Origin of the sequence: Alteromonas sp. I10, assembly GCF_003201515.1 — a bacterium.
Lineage (GTDB): Bacteria > Pseudomonadota > Gammaproteobacteria > Enterobacterales > Alteromonadaceae > Alteromonas > Alteromonas macleodii.
Genome location: NZ_QJJN01000003.1, coordinates 430545 through 449197 on the forward strand (window position 1 = coordinate 430545; position 18653 = coordinate 449197).

The 18653-nt window shown below is 45.6% G+C and carries 13 protein-coding genes; 9 read left to right on the forward strand and 4 right to left on the reverse strand.

From position 1 onward, the window contains the following. Positions 1 to 102: 102 nt before the first annotated feature. From cysG to BZA03_RS08725, 3 genes are all read left to right on the forward strand, one after another. A complete protein-coding gene (gene cysG / locus BZA03_RS08710) occupies positions 103 to 1485 on the forward strand; it encodes a siroheme synthase CysG (protein ID WP_101563455.1) in 1383 nt (460 codons plus the stop codon). Between the two features lie 317 nt (positions 1486 to 1802). After that, positions 1803 to 3371 (forward strand): tryptophan halogenase family protein, encoded by a 1569-nt coding sequence (locus tag BZA03_RS08715; protein WP_110288531.1) that lies wholly within the window; start codon positions 1803 to 1805, stop codon positions 3369 to 3371. A 134-nt stretch (positions 3372 to 3505) separates the two neighbouring features. Next, entirely contained in the window at positions 3506 to 4510 is a 1005-nt protein-coding gene (locus BZA03_RS08725) for a hypothetical protein (protein WP_258364613.1), read from the forward strand. Positions 4511 to 4517: 7 nt separating this feature from the next. Here BZA03_RS08725 and ccoG read toward each other — a convergent pair whose 3' ends face one another. The 3 genes from ccoG to BZA03_RS08740 all read right to left on the reverse strand — a co-directional run bounded on the left by ccoG (position 4518) and on the right by BZA03_RS08740 (position 9015). After that, positions 4518 to 5891: a cytochrome c oxidase accessory protein CcoG gene (gene ccoG / locus BZA03_RS08730; RefSeq protein ID WP_110288534.1), complete on the reverse strand. Its 1374-nt coding sequence runs from the start codon at positions 5889 to 5891 to the stop codon at positions 4518 to 4520. 235 nt (positions 5892 to 6126) lie between these two features. Then, positions 6127 to 7524, reverse strand: coding sequence for a PLP-dependent aminotransferase family protein (locus tag BZA03_RS08735; protein ID WP_014975624.1), 1398 nt, complete (start codon positions 7522 to 7524; stop codon positions 6127 to 6129). Positions 7525 to 7617: 93 nt separating this feature from the next. Further along, complete coding sequence (locus BZA03_RS08740) at positions 7618 to 9015, reverse strand: PhoH family protein (RefSeq protein WP_014978266.1); 1398 nt, start codon at positions 9013 to 9015, stop codon at positions 7618 to 7620. A gap of 521 nt (positions 9016 to 9536) precedes the next feature. Here BZA03_RS08740 and BZA03_RS08745 point away from each other — a divergent pair. Continuing rightward, on the forward strand, positions 9537 to 10934 hold the full coding sequence (locus tag BZA03_RS08745) for a hypothetical protein (RefSeq protein WP_110288535.1): 1398 nt from the start codon (positions 9537 to 9539) through the stop codon (positions 10932 to 10934). 1 nt (position 10935) lies between these two features. Here BZA03_RS08745 and BZA03_RS08750 read toward each other — a convergent pair whose 3' ends face one another. Beyond that, positions 10936 to 11727 (reverse strand): DUF4019 domain-containing protein, encoded by a 792-nt coding sequence (locus tag BZA03_RS08750; protein ID WP_110288536.1) that lies wholly within the window; start codon positions 11725 to 11727, stop codon positions 10936 to 10938. A 329-nt stretch (positions 11728 to 12056) separates the two neighbouring features. Here BZA03_RS08750 and rapA point away from each other — a divergent pair, with 329 nt between their 5' ends. The 5 genes from rapA (at position 12057) to BZA03_RS08775 (ending at position 18577) form a co-directional block, all read left to right on the forward strand. Then, positions 12057 to 14918, forward strand: a complete 2862-nt coding sequence (gene rapA / locus BZA03_RS08755) for an RNA polymerase-associated protein RapA (RefSeq protein ID WP_110288537.1) — start codon at positions 12057 to 12059, stop codon at positions 14916 to 14918. Between the two features lie 49 nt (positions 14919 to 14967). Next, positions 14968 to 15684: a bifunctional tRNA pseudouridine(32) synthase/23S rRNA pseudouridine(746) synthase RluA gene (rluA, locus tag BZA03_RS08760; protein ID WP_014948190.1), complete on the forward strand. Its 717-nt coding sequence runs from the start codon at positions 14968 to 14970 to the stop codon at positions 15682 to 15684. Positions 15685 to 15833: 149 nt separating this feature from the next. Further along, positions 15834 to 16721, forward strand: a complete 888-nt coding sequence (locus tag BZA03_RS08765) for a DUF3530 family protein (RefSeq protein WP_039224451.1) — start codon at positions 15834 to 15836, stop codon at positions 16719 to 16721. A gap of 142 nt (positions 16722 to 16863) precedes the next feature. Next, entirely contained in the window at positions 16864 to 17187 is a 324-nt protein-coding gene (locus tag BZA03_RS08770) for a hypothetical protein (protein ID WP_014948188.1), read from the forward strand. Between the two features lie 43 nt (positions 17188 to 17230). Then, positions 17231 to 18577: an MFS transporter gene (locus BZA03_RS08775; RefSeq protein ID WP_110288538.1), complete on the forward strand. Its 1347-nt coding sequence runs from the start codon at positions 17231 to 17233 to the stop codon at positions 18575 to 18577. Positions 18578 to 18653: the final 76 nt, after the last annotated feature.

The window sequence follows — 18653 nt, forward strand, 5'->3', positions numbered from 1 at the left end:
CTAATAGCAATATAAAGGCTGTTTTCGTTGTTTTCTAATTAAAAAGAATTGGCGCAGAATAGTGTCAGTTCTTTTTTTGTATTTGAAGCTAAGAAAACCTTTATGGATTACTTTCCGTTATTCCTAGACGCCAGAAAACTCAATGTTCTAATTGTTGGGGCTGGTGAAGTAGCTGCCCGTAAGCTAGAGCTTATTATGAAGACACCTGCGACCATCACCGTGGTGGCGCCTTGGGTTTGCGATACGGTGAAGCAATTGGCGCAAAATGAGAAAGTAACACTTATTGAACGAGAGTTTGAAAATAGTGATCTCACCCATAAAGATATGGTCTTCATTGCCACAGATAAAGGCGATGTTAATCAACATATTCACGACTTAGCGCGCGCTAACAAAGTGTTGGTGAACGTGGTGGACAATACGCCGCTTTGCCAATTCATCACCCCCTCTATTGTTGACCGCTCTCCTATCGTTATTGCTATGAGTAGTGGTGGTGTAGCGCCTGTTTTGCTTCGTTATTTACGTCAAAAGTTAGAGACTGTACTGCCTGCTAACTTAAGTCGACTTGGCGCATTTTCTGAAAAATTCCGCGAAAAAGTAAAACAAACGCTTAATGGCGTTACCGCTCGTCGATACTTTTGGGAAGACGTGCTCGATGGTGACATTGCTGAAATGGTTGAAAAGGGCCAAGACAACAAAGCCGATGATGCATTCGAATTAGCACTGCAAGCCGCGGCTCAGGACAAAAAAGTAGAAGGGCAAGTGTATTTGGTAGGAGCAGGTCCTGGCGACCCCGATCTTCTTACCTTTCGCGCCTTGCGCTTAATGCAAAAGGCCGACGTGGTAGTCTATGATCGCTTAGTATCGCCGCAAATTCTTGAGCTTGTACGTCGTGACGCTGAGAAAATCTACGTGGGTAAGGCCAAAAGCAATCACACGCTTCCTCAAGACGACATTAACCAACTAATGGTTGATGAAGCTAAAAAAGGCAATCGTGTGGTGCGTTTAAAAGGCGGCGACCCATTCATATTTGGACGTGGTGGAGAAGAAATTCAAACACTTATTCAGCACGGCATCGACTTTCAGGTAGTTCCCGGCATTACCGCCGCAAGCGGGGCGTCTAGCTATGCTGGCATTCCACTTACTCATCGCGATCACGCCCAGTCTGTGGTATTCGCCACTGGTCACCTAAAAAATGGCACCATCGACCTCAACTGGCCTGCCCTTGCACAGAAGAATCAAACCGCTGTGTTTTATATGGGTTTGACAGGCTTGCCGATTATCTGCGAAAAGCTCATTGAACACGGTCTTGATGCCAATACGCCTATCGCTTTAGTTCAATCGGCGACTACCGAAAAGCAGGCGGTACTAACAGGCACGCTGAGTAATATTGTGGCTAAGCAAGAAGAGGCGCAATTACAGCCTCCTACACTTATTATCGTCGGTTCAGTTGTTAGTTTACGTGACGAACTAAACTGGTACCAATAATCCCTTCCTGCCCCTTTGTGTAAATAAAGGGGCTCTGTACCAGCTTTCCGCTTAAGAACGTCGGCTTCTACTTACCTCCTCTTCAACATTGCTCTGCCGCAATTTCCCAACCGACTACCAACATCTGCCCCAGTAATTTCCCTGTGTATTATTGGCAGTAAACAATGCTGCCTGCACTCGTAGTTAATTGCGTTATTTCCTGACTACCGACTAATTATGTAAACGTTTCCACTTACATTTAAGCCTCATTTAATATACATTTAAGAAAAACCAAATCGTTAACATTTTATTTTCATAAAGTAGGCTTTGGGAAAAATATGCATCAAGCGAATAGCCCCCTTCGTCGTATTGTTGTTGTAGGTGGTGGTGCCGCTGGCTGGTTAACCGCTTCAATCATCGCTGTAACGCACAAGCACGATGACAATATTAGTGTCACCTTAGTTGAGTCACCAGATGTCAGTATATTGGGTGTAGGCGAAGGGACGTGGCCTACTATGCGCAGTACGCTTCTTAATATTGGTATCAGTGAAGAAACCTTTTTAGCCCAGTGCAATGCGTCTTTTAAGCAAGGTACCAGTTTTCACAATTGGCGCTCAGACAACGTTGAACATCAGTACTACCACCCTTTCAGCCTACCATTTAGGTACTTTGAAAGCGACGTTGCGGCATGGTGGCAAAGCTACGCAGCAGAGCAAGATTTTGCACATGCTGTATGTTCCCAGGCCGCGTTATGCGACCACCATCTCGCCCCCAAGCAGCGTCAAACGCCTGCGTATGCTGGCATTGCAAACTATGGTTATCACCTTGACGCAAACAAGTTTGCAGCCCTACTTCAAAAGCACGCGACAACGGTTTTAGGTGTTCAACATATTGTGGATCATGTGGATGATGTGGTTGGCTCATCTTCAGAACCTATTTCTGCAATAGTGGGTCGTGAACACGGTAATATTACTGGTGATCTATTCATAGATTGTACAGGCTTTGCGGCAAGGTTAATTGGTCAGCACTATGGTGTCCCCTTAACATCTTGCTCCAACGTACTGGCCAACGACAGTGCTATCGCAATCCAAGCTCCCTACGTTGACAGCTCAGTTGATATTGCCTCTACCACACACTCAACAGCTCAAGACAGTGGCTGGATTTGGGACATTGGTTTGCCTTCGAGAAAAGGTGTGGGATACGTGTATAGCTCGGCGCATTGCAGTGAAGATGAAGCAAGAGCAACACTGGAGACCTACTTAAAGCACGACAAGAAAACCGCTGATGTGGATGTTAGCAAAGCGAGAAAGATCACATTCTCACCGGGCTACCGTAAAACGCTTTGGGTAGAGAATTGTGTCGCCATCGGCACATCTGCTGGCTTCCTGGAACCTTTGGAAGCGTCGGCGCTTGTCATGATTGAATTATCTGCCACCCACATAGCAAAACAACTGCCTAGAACATATAAAGAATGCCAAGCGGCTGGTCGACAGTTTAATCAGGCTTTCGAAAAAAAATGGGAAAGAATAGTCGACTTCCTAAAGCTTCATTATGTGTTGAGTGAACGTGAAGCTTCTGCGTACTGGCGTGATATGCGGAACCAAGAGAGCTGCTCCACCCAGTTACAAGATTGGCTAACCCTGTGGAAAAGCCGCAGCCCTATTTCATCTGATTTTGAACTTCGTGAGGAATTGTTCCCCGCGGCCAGCTATTTGTTTGTTCTATACGGCATGGGATTCAGGTCGCAGTACAATGATGTCTATCAAGCCAATTTGCACACTCCTGAACAGCGGCAGGCCTACGCAAAACATGTACAAAGTATTCAGCAACAACTCAGTGGTTTACCCACTAATCGACAGTTTTTGAATCAAGTAGCACAATCCCAAGGTCTCTCAATGCACTATTGACGACCTCTGCTAGGGTAATGGGCTGGCACGACCCAAAGCAAAGGCTTCAAAATAGCCTTTGCCTTGTTTTTTTCATTTTCACGCGCATACTCACAAAATGAGTGATCAATTATTGAGTTAACCCCACGATAACAATGAAGCTTCATACTTCCTCGAAAAAAAAGAACATTTGGCGCTTTATTAGCAAGGTAACGAAATACCTTGGTCTCGCTACGATCCCTGTGGTTTTCCATGTTCAGCATGCGCTCTCTGAACAACTCGAGTTCAAAAGAAAGAAGACTGATACCGGCATGCAGTTCTATTACGAATGGATTGACGGTGCGAAGCAGCGACATAACCTCAAGTTTGAAATTCCCTTTGAGTCAATTGAAGACTTGCCGCTAAGGCAAACTAATTACAAGCCCAAAATAGCACAGCGACACGTGACTGTTGCGTTGACCAAAGCAGCAAAGGCTATCGACCCCAAGGACGCAAAAGTAACAATCAAGCCCTTGAGAGAAGCCATTAATATTAAAGTGTCGGGGACTGACGAAGAGAAAATAGAAGACGTTCAAGCGCATTTACGTGACGTACAGCAAAACGCTTACGATAGCTACTTGCATGAACATTACTTCACGCGCTTTACGACTTTATTTAACCAAAGTGCCATAAAGCCAGATCACCTGCGTTACATCTCTGAGTCAGTAAAACCTTTGGTGTCCGTTTCTCAAGCGTTTTACGAGAAAGTCGCGTCTGAGTCAGATTCAAGAGCCTATTTTTCTTTAATTCTCAGTTGGCTGCAAAGCATCCCTTACGACACGTTAGAAGATAGAGTAGTGAGTAATGGCTCTGGGTATGCGCCGCCCATAAGTGTGCTTATGCAGAACCTAGGGGACTGTGACAGTAAAGCAGTGTTAGCGTCTTCAATGGTAAGAGCTTTTTTACCTACTACAAAGATGATTGTGCTTTACCTGCCCAACCACGCCTTGCTTGGAATTGCATTAACCCCCATGGCAGATGACCGAACCATAGAGCACGATGGCGACGTTTACGTGCTCTATGATCCTACGGGTCCGGCACTCATTCCTTTCGGGCAAGTATCAGAAGATACAGAGCGCAACATTGTGACCGGGCGCTACCAAGTGGAAGTAGTAGAGTAAGTTTCATCTACATTTGCCTGTTATTCCCTGAATAGAACATCACTTCACTGCCAATCACACTGTTGGTAGATTTATCGATAATAACAAAGCTAACAGATTGCATGATATTAGCCATTGGCGACAATGCTTCAACTGAAAACGGCACATTTCGCTTTTCGCCTAGTGCTACGTTTATAGTCGGTACGTTAATAAGCTGCATACCTGATGGCGTTTCTATAGCAATTTCATAGGTTTTGGCCACGCGGGATTTATTTAAAACGGTTAACGTATAAGTGTTTTCAATGTGTCCCGCGTTGTTCTCTCTGTAAAGCGCGTTGCGGTCACGGCTAATTGAAGCTTCGAAGTCCTGCCTGTCGATAGCCCACTCGCCCATTGCGAGCAGTATGGCAATGATTGCGGCGCCGTAAAGATAGTTAGTGAATTTACGCCCAGAATTCCTGCCGGCTCGCGAAAAATTGATAAGTTTGAGCGGATAGCCAAATTTGGCCATGACCTTGTCGCATGCGTCAATACACAGGCCACAGTTAATGCACTCGTACTGAATTCCTTCACGAATATCGATGCCTGCTGGGCAGACTTGAACGCATAAATTACAATCCACACAATCGCCCAAGTCTTTGTGCTGTGAAAAACGCTTCCTTGGTCCGCGGCTTTCTCCTCTGGTTTCGTTGTAAGTAACCAATGACGTACTGTTATCAAACATCGCAGCTTGAAAGCGAGAATAGGGGCACATATGCGTGCACATTTTCTCTCGAAGCCAACCGGCATTGGCATAAGTGCAAACGGCAAAGAACATTGTCCAGCCTGAAATTAACGCAGGCGCAGAGAAAGTGAAAAACTCCGTATATAGACGAGATGCCGGATAGAAGTAAGACATAAAAACCAGCGCAGTAATAAGGCTTAATGCCAACCATGCACTGTGTTTTGCCCCCTTTACGACTACTTTTGTTAGTGAGCTAGGCTGCTTATCTAAAGCCTTGCTTTGATTGTGCGTACCTTCAATACGGCGCTCTACCCAATTGAAAGCGAGAGTCCATACGGTTTGAGGGCAAGTAAAGCCACACCATACTCGCCCGTAATGACGGGTGACTAAAAACAAAACAAAAGCCGCAAGAATAAACAGAAAGGCAAAAATCATGAGGTCTTGTGGATACAACACCCATGTAAAAAGCGTGAGGGTTTGACGCCCCACGTCAAACAAAATCGCCTGCTGTCCTTGGTATTGAATAAAGGGGAGCGCAACAAACAGCGTCACTAATACTACATTCAAGTATCGACGTATTTTTTGAAAGTGCCCGGTTTCCTCACGGATATAGATTTTTTTGCTTTCTACGGGTGTACAAGCAATGATGTCTTCTTGCCGAATTTTAACTGCCGTCATTAGCTTTCTCCGAAAATTTTGCGCTAATGGTAGGGATTTAAGGCCGTTAAAATAGAAACAGATTAGGGGTTTCTTTATAGATCAGTTGCAATAGTTTTTAAGGCGCAGATATTTAAGGCGTAGGCTTTGAAGTCGCAGATTTTTAAGGTGAATGTTTTTCTTGTTTTCAAACCTGCGCCCTATACAGAATGTGCAAAAACTACGGTTTGCGTTACGCAGAGTGATAACACGTTATTTATGAAAGACTTTTTATAAATAACGAAAGCTTAAGCAGTTGATTGCGCTTCGCTTCATTCAGAGCAAACGATGCATTTAAACGAAAACAATGGTTAAACTCATTGGTTAAGCTAAACAGTTTTCCTGGCGCAATGGTGATGTGTAAACGCAACGCTTCTTTATAAATAGCCATTGCATCAACATGCCCCCGGCATTCCACCCATAAAAAATAGCCGCCGCTATGTGTATGAATAGTCGCAACGTCTGATAGAAGGTCGGTAAGCAGCGCCGTTATCGTCTTCTTACGAGCGATGAGTTTTTTTCGCAGCTGCTTTAAATGAGACTCGTAATTTTTTGTGGATAAATAGTCTACAAGCGCAAGCTGTATCGGCGCACTGGTTGCCAATGTACTCATAAGCTGCTGTTTTTGTATTTCAAGGGCACGCTTACCTGCGGCGACCCACCCTATTCTGTACCCTGCCACTAAAGACTTGGAGAACGATGAACACAACATACTATCTCCCTCTTTCATAAAATGCTTAATTGGCAGAGGTGGACGCTTATCAGCATAAAGCTCGGCATACACATCATCTTCAATAAGGGCAACATTATACTTATCCAGTAACGCGGCCACCTGCTGTTTTTGAACGTCACTCAATGAGTATCCAACAGGATTTTGAAAGTTGCTCATAAGCCAGCAGGCTTTCACATTATGATTTTTAAATGCGCGCTCAAGTGCAGCTACATCCAATCCAGTGTTGGGTGATACCGTTACAGTAATCGCTTTTAGACCTAAACGTTGAAGCGCCTGCAGCGTTCCGTAAAACACCGGCGACTCGACAACCACCCAGTCTCCTGGTGTGGTGCATGCCTGCAAACTCAAGTTCAGCGCCTCTAGCGCACCAGCGGTAATAATGATTTCATCAGGCGATATATTCACGCCTTTGGCGGCATAGCGCTTAGCGATGATTTTTCTAAGGTCCAGGTTACCTGGAGGCAAATTATCCATGGCGCTGGTCAAGGAAATTTGCTGGGCGGCAGCTGCAATAGACTTATTTAAATGTTGCCTTGGATAAAGGCTTGGGTCGGGGTACGCAAATCCTAAACTGAACATGTGAGGGTCGCGAGAGGCCTGCAGCACTTCATATACAAAGTCGTTAATGCTGACGGCTTCTGTGGCCTGTACACGTTCTTTTGAGGCATTGCTCGCTTTAGCTGTTACCAGAAAGCCCGAACGTTCTTGGGAGCTTACTATGCCTTGGCTTTCTAACATCTGATAGGCGTGCAGCACTGTCATTAGGCTGAAGCCTGTTTGTGCTGCCTGTTTACGAAGCGATGGGAGTTTTTCATTTTCTACCCACACGCCGCGCTCAATCTGCTCTTTAAGTTGGTGAGCTAAAACTTCGTATTTAGCCACGTTATACTCCGATAGTTCCCACCAGCGGAGTATAACAGTGAGGGCAGTATTCTGTTATAAAAACAATACTACCAATTTACGCGTTATCTTAGGTTATAGATTTTCTTCAGCAAAACTCGCAAGACGACTTCTTACCACGCCGTCTAGGTTTATGGTGGCACTGCCCGAGAAGTCTTTAAACTTCTCAACCAAGTAAGTAAGCCCCGATGTCACTGCGCTCAGATAGTTACTGTCTATCTGCGCCAAGTTACCGCCCACTATCAGCTTCGTTCCTTCACCACAACGTGTGATGATCGTTTTAAGCTGTGACGCGGTTAAGTTCTGCGACTCATCCAAAATCACAATCGCATTTTGAATACTTCGGCCTCGCATAAAGTTTACCGACTTATACTGAATGTTGGCTTTTTCCATGATGTAATTCATAGAACCTTTGGTATTTTCGTCGTGCTTGTGGAGTACTTCCAAAGAATCGGTAATTGCTGCCAACCAAGGCAACATTTTTTCTTCTTCCGTTCCCGGCAAGAAGCCAATGGACTCAGCAATTTCCGGCGTGCTTCGCGTGACAATGATTTTGTCATACATGTTACGCTCTACCACCATTTCAAGGGCTGCAGCTAACGCAAGGAGCGTTTTACCACTACCGGCAGGGCCTGTGAGAATAACCATATCAATGTGTGGGTCTAGCAGCGCATGAAGCGCCATGGCCTGCCCTATATTTTTGGGTGTGATGCCCCAGGCATGACGACCCATCAAGCGTTCGTAACCTAAATCCAACACCTCTAAATGATCGTCGGTGATCTCTTCTACTAAACCTGCAAACTGTTTAGTTTCGTCGAGCAAAAACTCGTTTACATACGCTTCTGGCAACATAGACTTGGGGATAGTGTGAATAGTGTCGCGCCCTTCGCTGCGGCTATCCACGCTTTTTACGCTATCCCAAAAATTACCTTCAAAGGTATGAAACCCGCGAGATAAATATTTGATGTCAGTAATTAGCTGGTCGGTGCGGTAGTCTTCAACATGAGCGAGGCCTGCCCCTTTCGCTTTAAGGCGCATGTTTAAGTCTTTGGTAACCAACACCACTTTTTGCGGCGCGAACGTCTTTTGCAAGTGCAGCGCTACGTTAATAATGCGGTTGTCATTCTCGTTGCTGGTAAACACTTGCTGAGCCTCAACCATGTTGAGGTCGGCGAATATAGATAGACTCCCTGTAGGTGCCGTTTGACCCGCGCCCAACCCTTCCATCGATACACCCGCTAGCATATCTTCTGGCGTTGCGTCGTGGAGCAAATCCTCCATAGCCCGAATGGATACCCGTGCATCACGCGCCACGTCTTTTTTGCTGTCTTTGATGTAGTCGAGCTCTTCCAATACGGTCATTGGAATAACAACGTCATGTTCTTTAAAGGAGAGAAAAGCGTGAGGTTCGTGCAGCAGAATATTGGTATCGAGGACGTAAATCTTAGTATCGGTAGAATTTTTTCTTGGCATCCTTCACTCCGGTAAATAAAGCCAGGTTAGACGTATTGTTCATTTATGAACGCACGCGCTAACAAGCTACAGTTACGGTTGTAGGAGAATGCCGCTCGAAACAGGACTTCTTCCCCTACTCGCGTCGACTGAGAAGCAGTACTACTCTTTCTGCCTCAAAGGTTCGTTTGTTAAATTAGCGAACCCTTAATTCCACCATAATCCAGTTTTTGAGATTTAGCACTGTTTTTTCTTTTTTATTTTTCGTTAGAGCAAGTGATAAGCGAAGAACCGTCCATTCACGTTATATGAGATAGCACAGCGCTCCCATTCTGCATTAACAAGAAACTGGCATACTTGGTTCGTAACAAATGCTCACACTTTAACTACAGTTAGCGCAGCTTTAGTTGCGTTTTTAATACCCAAATAGGCTAAGGTGTATTTGTTGAAGCGGTGAATTAAACACGGGGGCTAACCCATTGCCACAACACCTCAATAAAGTGGATGCGTTTAAATTAATAACACTCAGGGAAAGATCAGCTATGAATTGGCTTAACATCACAAAAATAAAAACGGCCATAAGCATGACGTTAGCGCTACTGGCGTGCTTTAACGTTGAAATTGCATGGGCGAATAGCCAAGCGCTCAATCATTCTTCCCCTTCTACTATTCTAATCAAGGTTGAGAAAAGCACGGCTGATACGTCTGAAAAATGGGTAGTCACTTACACATTAACTACGCCAGCCAAAACGCTGGCTTTTGTTAGAAACCCAGATACATCAAGAACAGCACGTTGGTTCGCGCAAGACAACGACATAGAAATCGTCTTTGATAACGTCAAACACCAAGAACTTGTACGTTCGAAGTCAGGCAAGCCCCTCTCTACCGTGTCATTTTTACTGACACCCACCTATAAACACTTGGGTAAAGATTACGCACCATTTTCTCCTTTTTCTGATGGTGGAAATACCTTTCACTCTGGGCGACTGTTTGCTTGTGCTAATGCCTGTACTGAAGAAGATAATAAATGGCACCTGACACTCAATGTTCCCAGTGATGAACACATAGTGTTGAATGGCAAAGTAATGAAAAGCAGCGTGTCGTGGACAGATAACAATGATGGAAGAGTCGTGTATGTGGGTAAGCAACAGCCAATTATTACCGATGATGTGGTTGCCCTAATTGATCCCGGGCTTCCTGAAAGCATTAAAGCTTCGCTAGAAGAAGATATACCCAACATGATGGCGTTTTTCTCCCATTCTCTTAATCCGCTTAAGGGCGAAAAGCCCATGTTATTTGCCTCTTATGCAAACGTAGACGATCACTCTACACAAGGTGGAACACTACCTAACCAGATATTTATGCATTGGAACAGACAAGACTTAAATGAGCAGGCGAATAACAGCAGCTTTGTTAACCAAACACTTTGGTTCTTTGCTCACGAAGTCGCCCATTTATATCAGCCTGGCAGTACCGAAGGTGTATCAGAGAACGAGGATCAGTCTTGGCTGCACGAGGGCAACGCCGACTACTTTGCGGCAATCGCCATGAACTTCCTCTACGAAGACGCCAATAGCTATGTTGAAAGCCGAATGACCCGCGCTTTCGAGAGCTGTACTGAAGGGCTGGCGCAGACAACGCTGGCTCGTGCTTATAAAAACGGACACTTCAATCTTTATTATTCATGCGGGATGATAATGCACCGCGCCATCGATAGCGTGGTGCAACAAAAAACGTTAGGTGAGGAGTCGCTGTTCACCGTATGGAAGCGACTTCAAAAAGCAGTGAATAGTGGCATGCCACCTGGCACAGCGACGTTCCTAACCTTGTTAGAGCCCTACAATGCACCTGAACTTATCAAAGCCATCAACAATGCAACGAGCGATGATGCTTTCAAAGCCATTCAAGGAATTGAAACTTTGTACCAGTTACCTGAGTAGGCTACTTAATGAAGTAGCCTATTGCTTTATATTCGCCATCAACTTCCACCATAGAAAGGGTCTCTACTTTCATTGTGGTCTGGGAATCAAAGTCAGTGGTGAACGACAAAATTAGGTAGTTTCCTTTAGGCAATCCAGGCAGTGAAGTTGGCGCTTGCGCTAACGCAATTTCCCTCGACTTGACTGCCCCCAATGGCTCCCTGACTAGCTGCATCGCCTCTGTCCATTTAGCTATTGAAATACCGCTTCTAAAAATAGCCCCACTCTCTTTCCAGCTTTGTTCATATTCACCGCTGTCGATAAGTTCCAGCCAACTTGTTGCATCTTCAAGGACTTCGCTACTGACATTAACTGGCTTGCCAGCTTCAATTACTTGGTTGCTACCATTGTTCGCATTGACCGTTTGCGCATAATAAATAGCAGCAAACAAACTGATGGCGAGCGCTAGCGTGATCCAAAGAACATGTTGGGGATTCAACGACGTTGGCCGGTCACCCTGCAGCTTAATTGAATGATGAGCTGCGGCATTTTCGCCCGCAGTAGAAGTTTGCGAGGTTGGCTGCCCTTGAGCATGACTTGTAGTGGCGTGGGTTTCACCCATTAAAAGCGCATCGGGCGTCGTTTCGAAAACTGAAGCAAGTGCGCCTATTGAATCGTGTGAAGCAGATTGTGTTTTCTCAATTCGCTGAATAGTACGCAAACTCAATCCAGACACATCTGCCAGATGCTGCTGACTCCATGCCCTAGCATTGCGAAGTTGTATAAGCTTTTGACTGTCTACTTTCATATCCATCTCGCGCTTCCTCCTGTTAGCTGCGATTCACATACGTTAAAAACGTAACGCGGTTAACAGTAAGAAATATCCATGGTCAGTGATACGACAGTTTTACGCTAACCCTGTGACAAAGCAAGCCTGATGGGCACGTCAACGTTATTATTCTTTTGCTACCAGCATTCTCGTTGTGAAGCAAAGAAGGCCTACTAGTGCTAATCGTCTTGTTAACGCAGGGCATAGGTACTCAATCCCCCCACCTGCAACCGCAAATCAAATGAGCTAGTATTAATGACTTATCACAACGCAATGCGTACAATACCGCCCCCCGAAAAATAGGTTGGTGATTTATGAGTTCAGATAGTCAATTTTCAGTTGGTCAGCGTTGGTTAAGCAACACAGAAATAGAGCTGGGGTTAGGTGTCGTTATTGGTAGCGACTTCCGTTCTGTCGAAGTGTTGTATCCAGCAACAGGCGAAGCGCGAAAGTATACTAAGCAAGATGCGCCGCTTACGCGACTAATTTTTGAAATTGGCGAAACGGTCAAAAGCCAAGACGGCTGGGAAATGACCATTACTGAAAAAGAAGAAAGCCAAGATCTTTTCATCTATCACGGGCTTCGCGAAGACACCAAAGCGCAAGCGCGATTACCTGAAACCATGCTAGACAGCCACATTCGCTTGAACCAACCTGAAAAGCGCCTGTTCAGTCAGCAATTAGACAACCCTAAATGGTTCGATTTGCGCGAGCGTGCTTTAGATCATCAGTATGATTACTTACGTTCAAACACCATTGGTCTTGCAGGTGCGCGCATATCGCTTATTCCGCACCAACTCCACATTGCGTCAGAGGTAGGCGGCAGACACGCACCTCGCGTATTACTTGCCGATGAAGTAGGTCTTGGTAAAACCATTGAAGCCGCGTTGATTATTCACCAGCAGCTTAAAACAGGTCGCGCAGAGCGCGTGCTTATTTTGGTTCCAGACTCGCTCATGCACCAATGGTTAGTTGAAATGCTTCGTCGCGTTAACCTTCCTTTTGCCATTTACGATGAAAGTCGTTGCGAGGCTATAGAGAAGAGCGAAGGCTTACAAGATGACGAAACGTCTGACGCGAGCGCTGTGAATCCATTTGAAAACGACCAGCTGGTACTTTGCAGTATCGACTTCCTAAGCAAGAGCGAAAAACGCCAGCAGCAAATTCAAGCTGCAGGATGGGATTTAATGGTTGTCGATGAAGCCCATCACCTTGCGTGGTCAAGTGAGGCTCCCTCTGCCGAATACTTGTGTGTGGAAGCGCTGGCAAACCAAACGCCAGGCGTATTACTGCTTACCGCAACGCCTGATCAACTTGGTCACGAAAGCCACTTTGCCCGCTTGCGCCTGCTCGACCCGGCTCGCTTCCATAGCTACGATGCATTCTTAGATGAAGAATCGAAATACAGCCAACTGGCCGATGCAGTAGCGCCATTACTTTCAGACGCCGAGCCTAACGACAAACAACGCAGCAAACTCGCAGAATTCGCGCCTGACGTAATGGAACATGCGGGTGATTTAAGCTCGCCGGAAAATCGCCATGCGCTGCTGCACCAACTTATCGATTGTCACGGCACAGGCCGTATGCTGTTTAGAAACCGCCGCGCCAATATCGAAGGCTTTCCGATGCGTAAATTAAGCGCTTACGAACTGGCTTTGCCTGAGGTTTATTCAGATGCCGTGAGCGGCGGCGACTTAACCTATTCACTGTATCCTGAACGTATGGCAAGCGTGGTTAACAGCTGGACCAAGCAAGACCCGCGCGTTGAATGGCTGCTTGATTTCATGCAAAGCGTTAAGCTAGAAAAGATTCTGCTTATTTGCGCAAGCGCCCGTACAGCGCAAGAGTTAGGTGAGGTTATTCGCACGCAAACCGGTATTCGCCACAGTGTATTCCACGAAGGCATGAGCATTGTGGAGCGCGACAAAGCGGCTCATTATTTTGCCGATGAGGAAGACGGCGCACAAATTCTACTGTGTAGTGAAATTGGTAGCGAAGGCCGTAACTTCCAGTTCGCTCACCATTTGGTGCTGTTCGATTTGCCTATTACGCCAGATCTGCTTGAACAACGTATTGGTCGTCTTGACCGTATTGGCCAAACCCAAACCGTACAAATTCACGTGCCGTATTTAGCGAAAACCGCGCAGCACGTATTACTAGATTGGTATCACGAAGGGCTGAATGCCTTCGAAAAGACCTGCCCTACAGGTTCTGGCGTGTTCGACGACGTTAAGCCTTTGCTTATTGGTGCCTGCTTACACCCTGACGATATGAGCGCGCGTGACGAGCTAGTGAACATGAGTGTTACGCTTAATAGCCAGCTCGTAGCGCAGCTTGAAGCCGGTCGCGATCGTCTTCTTGAGCTTAATGCCTCGGGTGAAGGCCGCGTAGAACAACTGCTTGAAGACATTATTACCCTTGATAGCGAACAAGATTTGTCGCGCTTTATGGGTCGCGTTTTCGATGCTATCGGTGTTCAGCAGGATGAAAAAGGCAATGACTGCTTTATTCTTATGCCAACCGAGTCGATGGTGAGCCAGCTTCCAGGTCTTGACCCAGAAGGCATGACAGTCACTTACAAGCGCCGTGTTGCCACCACGCTAGAAAACGTGCAGTTTTTAAGTTGGGATCATCCACTTGTGCATACCGCCATGGACGTAGTACTCACCGACGTACACGGAAAGAGCAGCATGGGCTTCATTGCCGAGCCGTCTTTGCCAAAAGGCGCTTATTGGGTTGAGGCGTTGTTTGTGCTGCAAGCGCAAGCGCCTAAAGCGCTTCAGTTGGGTCGCTTCTTACCTCAAACGCCCGTGCGCGTGTGTTTAGATGCGCAAGGAAACCCGTCTGAATTGAGCTTCGACGTTAAGCGTAAAATTGGACGTAAGATCTCGGCTCAGCTTCTAAAAGCCTTGCAACAGCCGCTTGAGCTTGCCATTGAAAAGGCGCGTAAGCTTGCCCATCAGCAAGCTAACCAAAAGCAACACGACGCACTTAACAGCATGCACAGCACGCTTAACGAAGAAATACAGCGCTTGCGCGATCTTCAAAAGCGTAACCCAGCAGTACGTGACAGCGAAATCGAGTTTATTGAAACGCAAATGAACGCCCTTGATAAAGTTATTCAGGATGCAGATGTTCAGCTGGACGCCATTCGTATTGTGGTAAATAACCCGTAACCTCGAAAGGTTAAACATTCAAGAGCGACTGTGAAGTAACGAGTACATAATGGCGAACCCAAGTTTTGTTTATAACCCACCGATGACACCTTATCTTGATATTTTGTATCAAGATGAGGACATGGTGGTTGCGCATAAACCTAGCGGGCTATTGAGCGTTCCGGGCAAAGCTTTAGAGCACCGCGATTCGCTGATTAGCCGGGTGAACCGTGTGTATCCCACCGCCACAGTAGTGCATCGCTTAGACATGGCGACTTCGGGTATTTTGGTGCTGGCGCTTAATAAAGATAGCCATCGCCATATCTCGAAACAGTTTGAGTTACGCCAAACTAAAAAGCGCTACTTCGCACGTGTTCATGGGCATGTAGAACAAGACAGCGGAGAGGTTAACCTTCCCCTTATTTGCGACTGGCCAAACAGGCCAAAGCAAATGGTAGACTTCGAGCGCGGTAAAAAAGCCGTAACGCACTTTGACGTCATTGAGCGCACACTGGATGAAAAAGAGCGACCCTATTCTCTCGTTGCCCTTTATCCCATTACCGGTCGCTCTCACCAACTGCGAGTACATATGCTTGCTTTGGGTCACCCTATTTTGGGAGATAGACTCTATGCCCATGAAGAAGCGTTATCCATGGCGCCTCGTTTACAGCTTCATGCTGAAAGCTTGAGTCTTTCGCACCCGACACTTGGGCATTGGCTGCACTTTAATGTCGCCATCCCTTTTAGTCCGTTTTGCCCAAAGCCGCTCTCAGAAAGTTTTGAGTAGCGTTTTAACGCTATTCAACTTTATCAATAGACTCCATTTTAGTTTTAACGCACCCTGCCGATAACCTTTGTATACGCTTGATGTACGAATTAATTTGATGCTGTCCAAGCTGAATAGATCCAGATTAAGGTAAAGGCAAACCACATTTTATGAAAAGGCACGCTCTCCTTTTAACATTTGCTGTTATTGTTTCGCTATTGCCTATGACAGCTCACTGTGACTTTTTCACAGATGTTAGTCACGCCTATCTGCCTGGAGAAGTGAAACCTTTGATGATTGGAGAAGTTGAATCCCCAATTATTGAAATTGAAGCGCAAACACCATTACCTTTGGGTGTGGCTATCATACTCACCGAGCCTTTTCCCTCTAGCCTTACGCTCGCGCAGGGAAATAGCCTTGCCAACATGCTTGCAGAAAAAGGCTGGAATGTAGTGATAAGTCCGTTTAATTTGCCGGTTAATGTCACTTCCCAGCAGAACCTACCTGCTGAATCTACAAACACCGACATATCAGACTCTGAAACTACGTCTATGTCAGCCCAAAATATCCACCCCAGAAGTAATCAACTTACGCAGTATCTCAATTTCGAATCAGCAACTTCAGCACTGAGTTTACAACTCAATGCATTGAATAATTATTTACAAGACAATTCAGGCTACCGTATGGTCATTGCACAAGGCATGCTGGCCACAACTTACTTGTCCGTCGTAGAGCAACAGCCTCAACTTCATCCAGACACTTTCGTAGCCATTTCACCTTTTTGGCCAGAAGAATCAACGAACACATTAGTTATAGATAATATAGCGCAGTCCAGCTTTCCAATATTGGATCTGTCACTAAGTGGATTTAACGACTGGGCGAACAGTACCACGCAAAAGCGAAAGATTAGCGCAAAAAACGCACTAAAGATGCACTATCGACAAATAATTATTCCCAGCAATTTATTAGCCTTTAGTATAAAGGAGTTTCAGAAATCCCCTCATATTCAGATAGTTGCAAATAGCACTATTGGTTGGACTCGCCACCTAGGCTGGTAATTCGATAATTAACCGATTACGCTAAATTAGTATCCAAAACAATTACCTAAATTTAATGGTGTAAATAGCAAGCCTCTGTCCTAAGCAGTAAGATTGTTATGAACTATAATACTTTTAGCAAACATAAACGGTTGAGTTACTTGTGAGTGTTCAAGATTTCGTAGATAACAAAGCAAAGCAGCTGTGTTTCTATTTGAGAGCATTTTGGCAAGGAGAGCTTCCTATCGAGGAGATCGAGCTATTCTTTTGGGATAGTATGGAAGAATGGGGGCAAATTGATTACACCTTAACGCAGCCCTACACACAAAAAGAACGGGTTTTTTGGCATTTACTTCATCAAGTGCATTATTGGAATGAAGACAAGCTAATTAACGACCAGTTTCTTGTAGATGAACTAAATAACTGCGTGAATTTCCTTGAAGGTTTGGGTCATTGCCCACTCGACTGCGTAGGCATTCGTCCATAGTAAAACTTTCACTTCAACGCGTTATTGCTTCTCACTGTGGTTCATGGCTCAATATGCTTTTGTATTCTTGCCTAAGGCCGCAGTTTTGCTCAACGCTTTAAAAACGTTTAACGACAAACGATACCTCAGTATATTTCTTTTCGGCATTTCCAGTGGCTTCCCTTGGATCATGATTGGTTCAGTGCTATCTGCTTGGCTCAAAGATGAAGGTTTGTCTCGCTCGGCCATCGGCTTATTCGGCATTATTTTCGCGACATACTCTTTTAATTTCCTCTGGTCTCCGCTTGTCGACAAAATCAAGCCCCCACTATTAGGTCAACGACGAGGTTGGATTTTCGCTATGCAAGGCTGTGTAGTTTTGCTGTGTTTAGTGATGTCTCAACTCACTGCAGACCAAGATTTGTTTTATGTTGCATTAGTCGGTTTGCTTATTGCTATTGCCTCAGCCACGCAAGATATCGCCATCGATGGTTTTCGCATTGACTGTATTGCCCAAGACGACAAAGACGGCATGTCAGCTGCGTCTTCAGTAGCCACCGCTGGCTGGTGGACAGGTTATGGCGGGCTTGGTGCTATCCCGTTCTTCTTGGCTGACATGACATCTTGGACTTGGCCAAACATTTATCTTTTACTCGGTGCTCTCATGGCTTTATTAATGTGCGCCACGTATTTAGCGAACGAGCCACAAATTGACCGCGAAGCCTTGCTTGAAAAGATAACAGCCAAAGATACAAAGCGGTCTCCCGTTTTTCACTGGATACAAACTACTCTGGTCACGCCATTCGCCGAATTTTTCAATCGAAACGGCGTTAAATTAGCGGCGTCGTTTTTACTGTTTATATTTCTATTTAAAATCGGTGAAGCCTTTCTAGGCCGCATGAGTATCGTGTTTTATAAAGAAATTGGCTTTTCTAATAGCGATATCGCTACTTACTCAAAATTGCTCAACTGGTGGGTAACCATCGTGTTTTCACTGTTAGGTGGATTGGTTAACATTCGCTACGGTATTTACCGCGGATTAATGATTGCGGGTGTGGCCATGGCCGCGTCTAATTTACTATTTGCACTGATCGCGCAAACAGGCCCTTCCACATCTCTTTTAGCCATAACCGTTATTGTCGATGGCTTTACAGGGGCTTGGAGCACCGTTGCCATGGTCGCGTTTATCTCACTATTGTGTAATCGGGCGTTTAGTGCAACCCAGTACGCACTCATGGCCTCCCTGAGTGTTGCGGGCAGAACCTTGGTCGCTTCTAGCAGCGGCTTTGTTGTAGATGGTCTTGAAGGCAATTGGAGCTTGTTCTTTATTCTCACAGCAGTCATGGTAATTCCCAGCCTTTGCTTTTTGTATTCAATTAGGCACCACATAAAGCGCGTTGAGTCACCGTAATTTTTTCTACTTCCTTGCAAGTTAGCGTTAGTTGCCTACATTTAAGGTAGGTATCTCTACCGCATATTACTTGCAA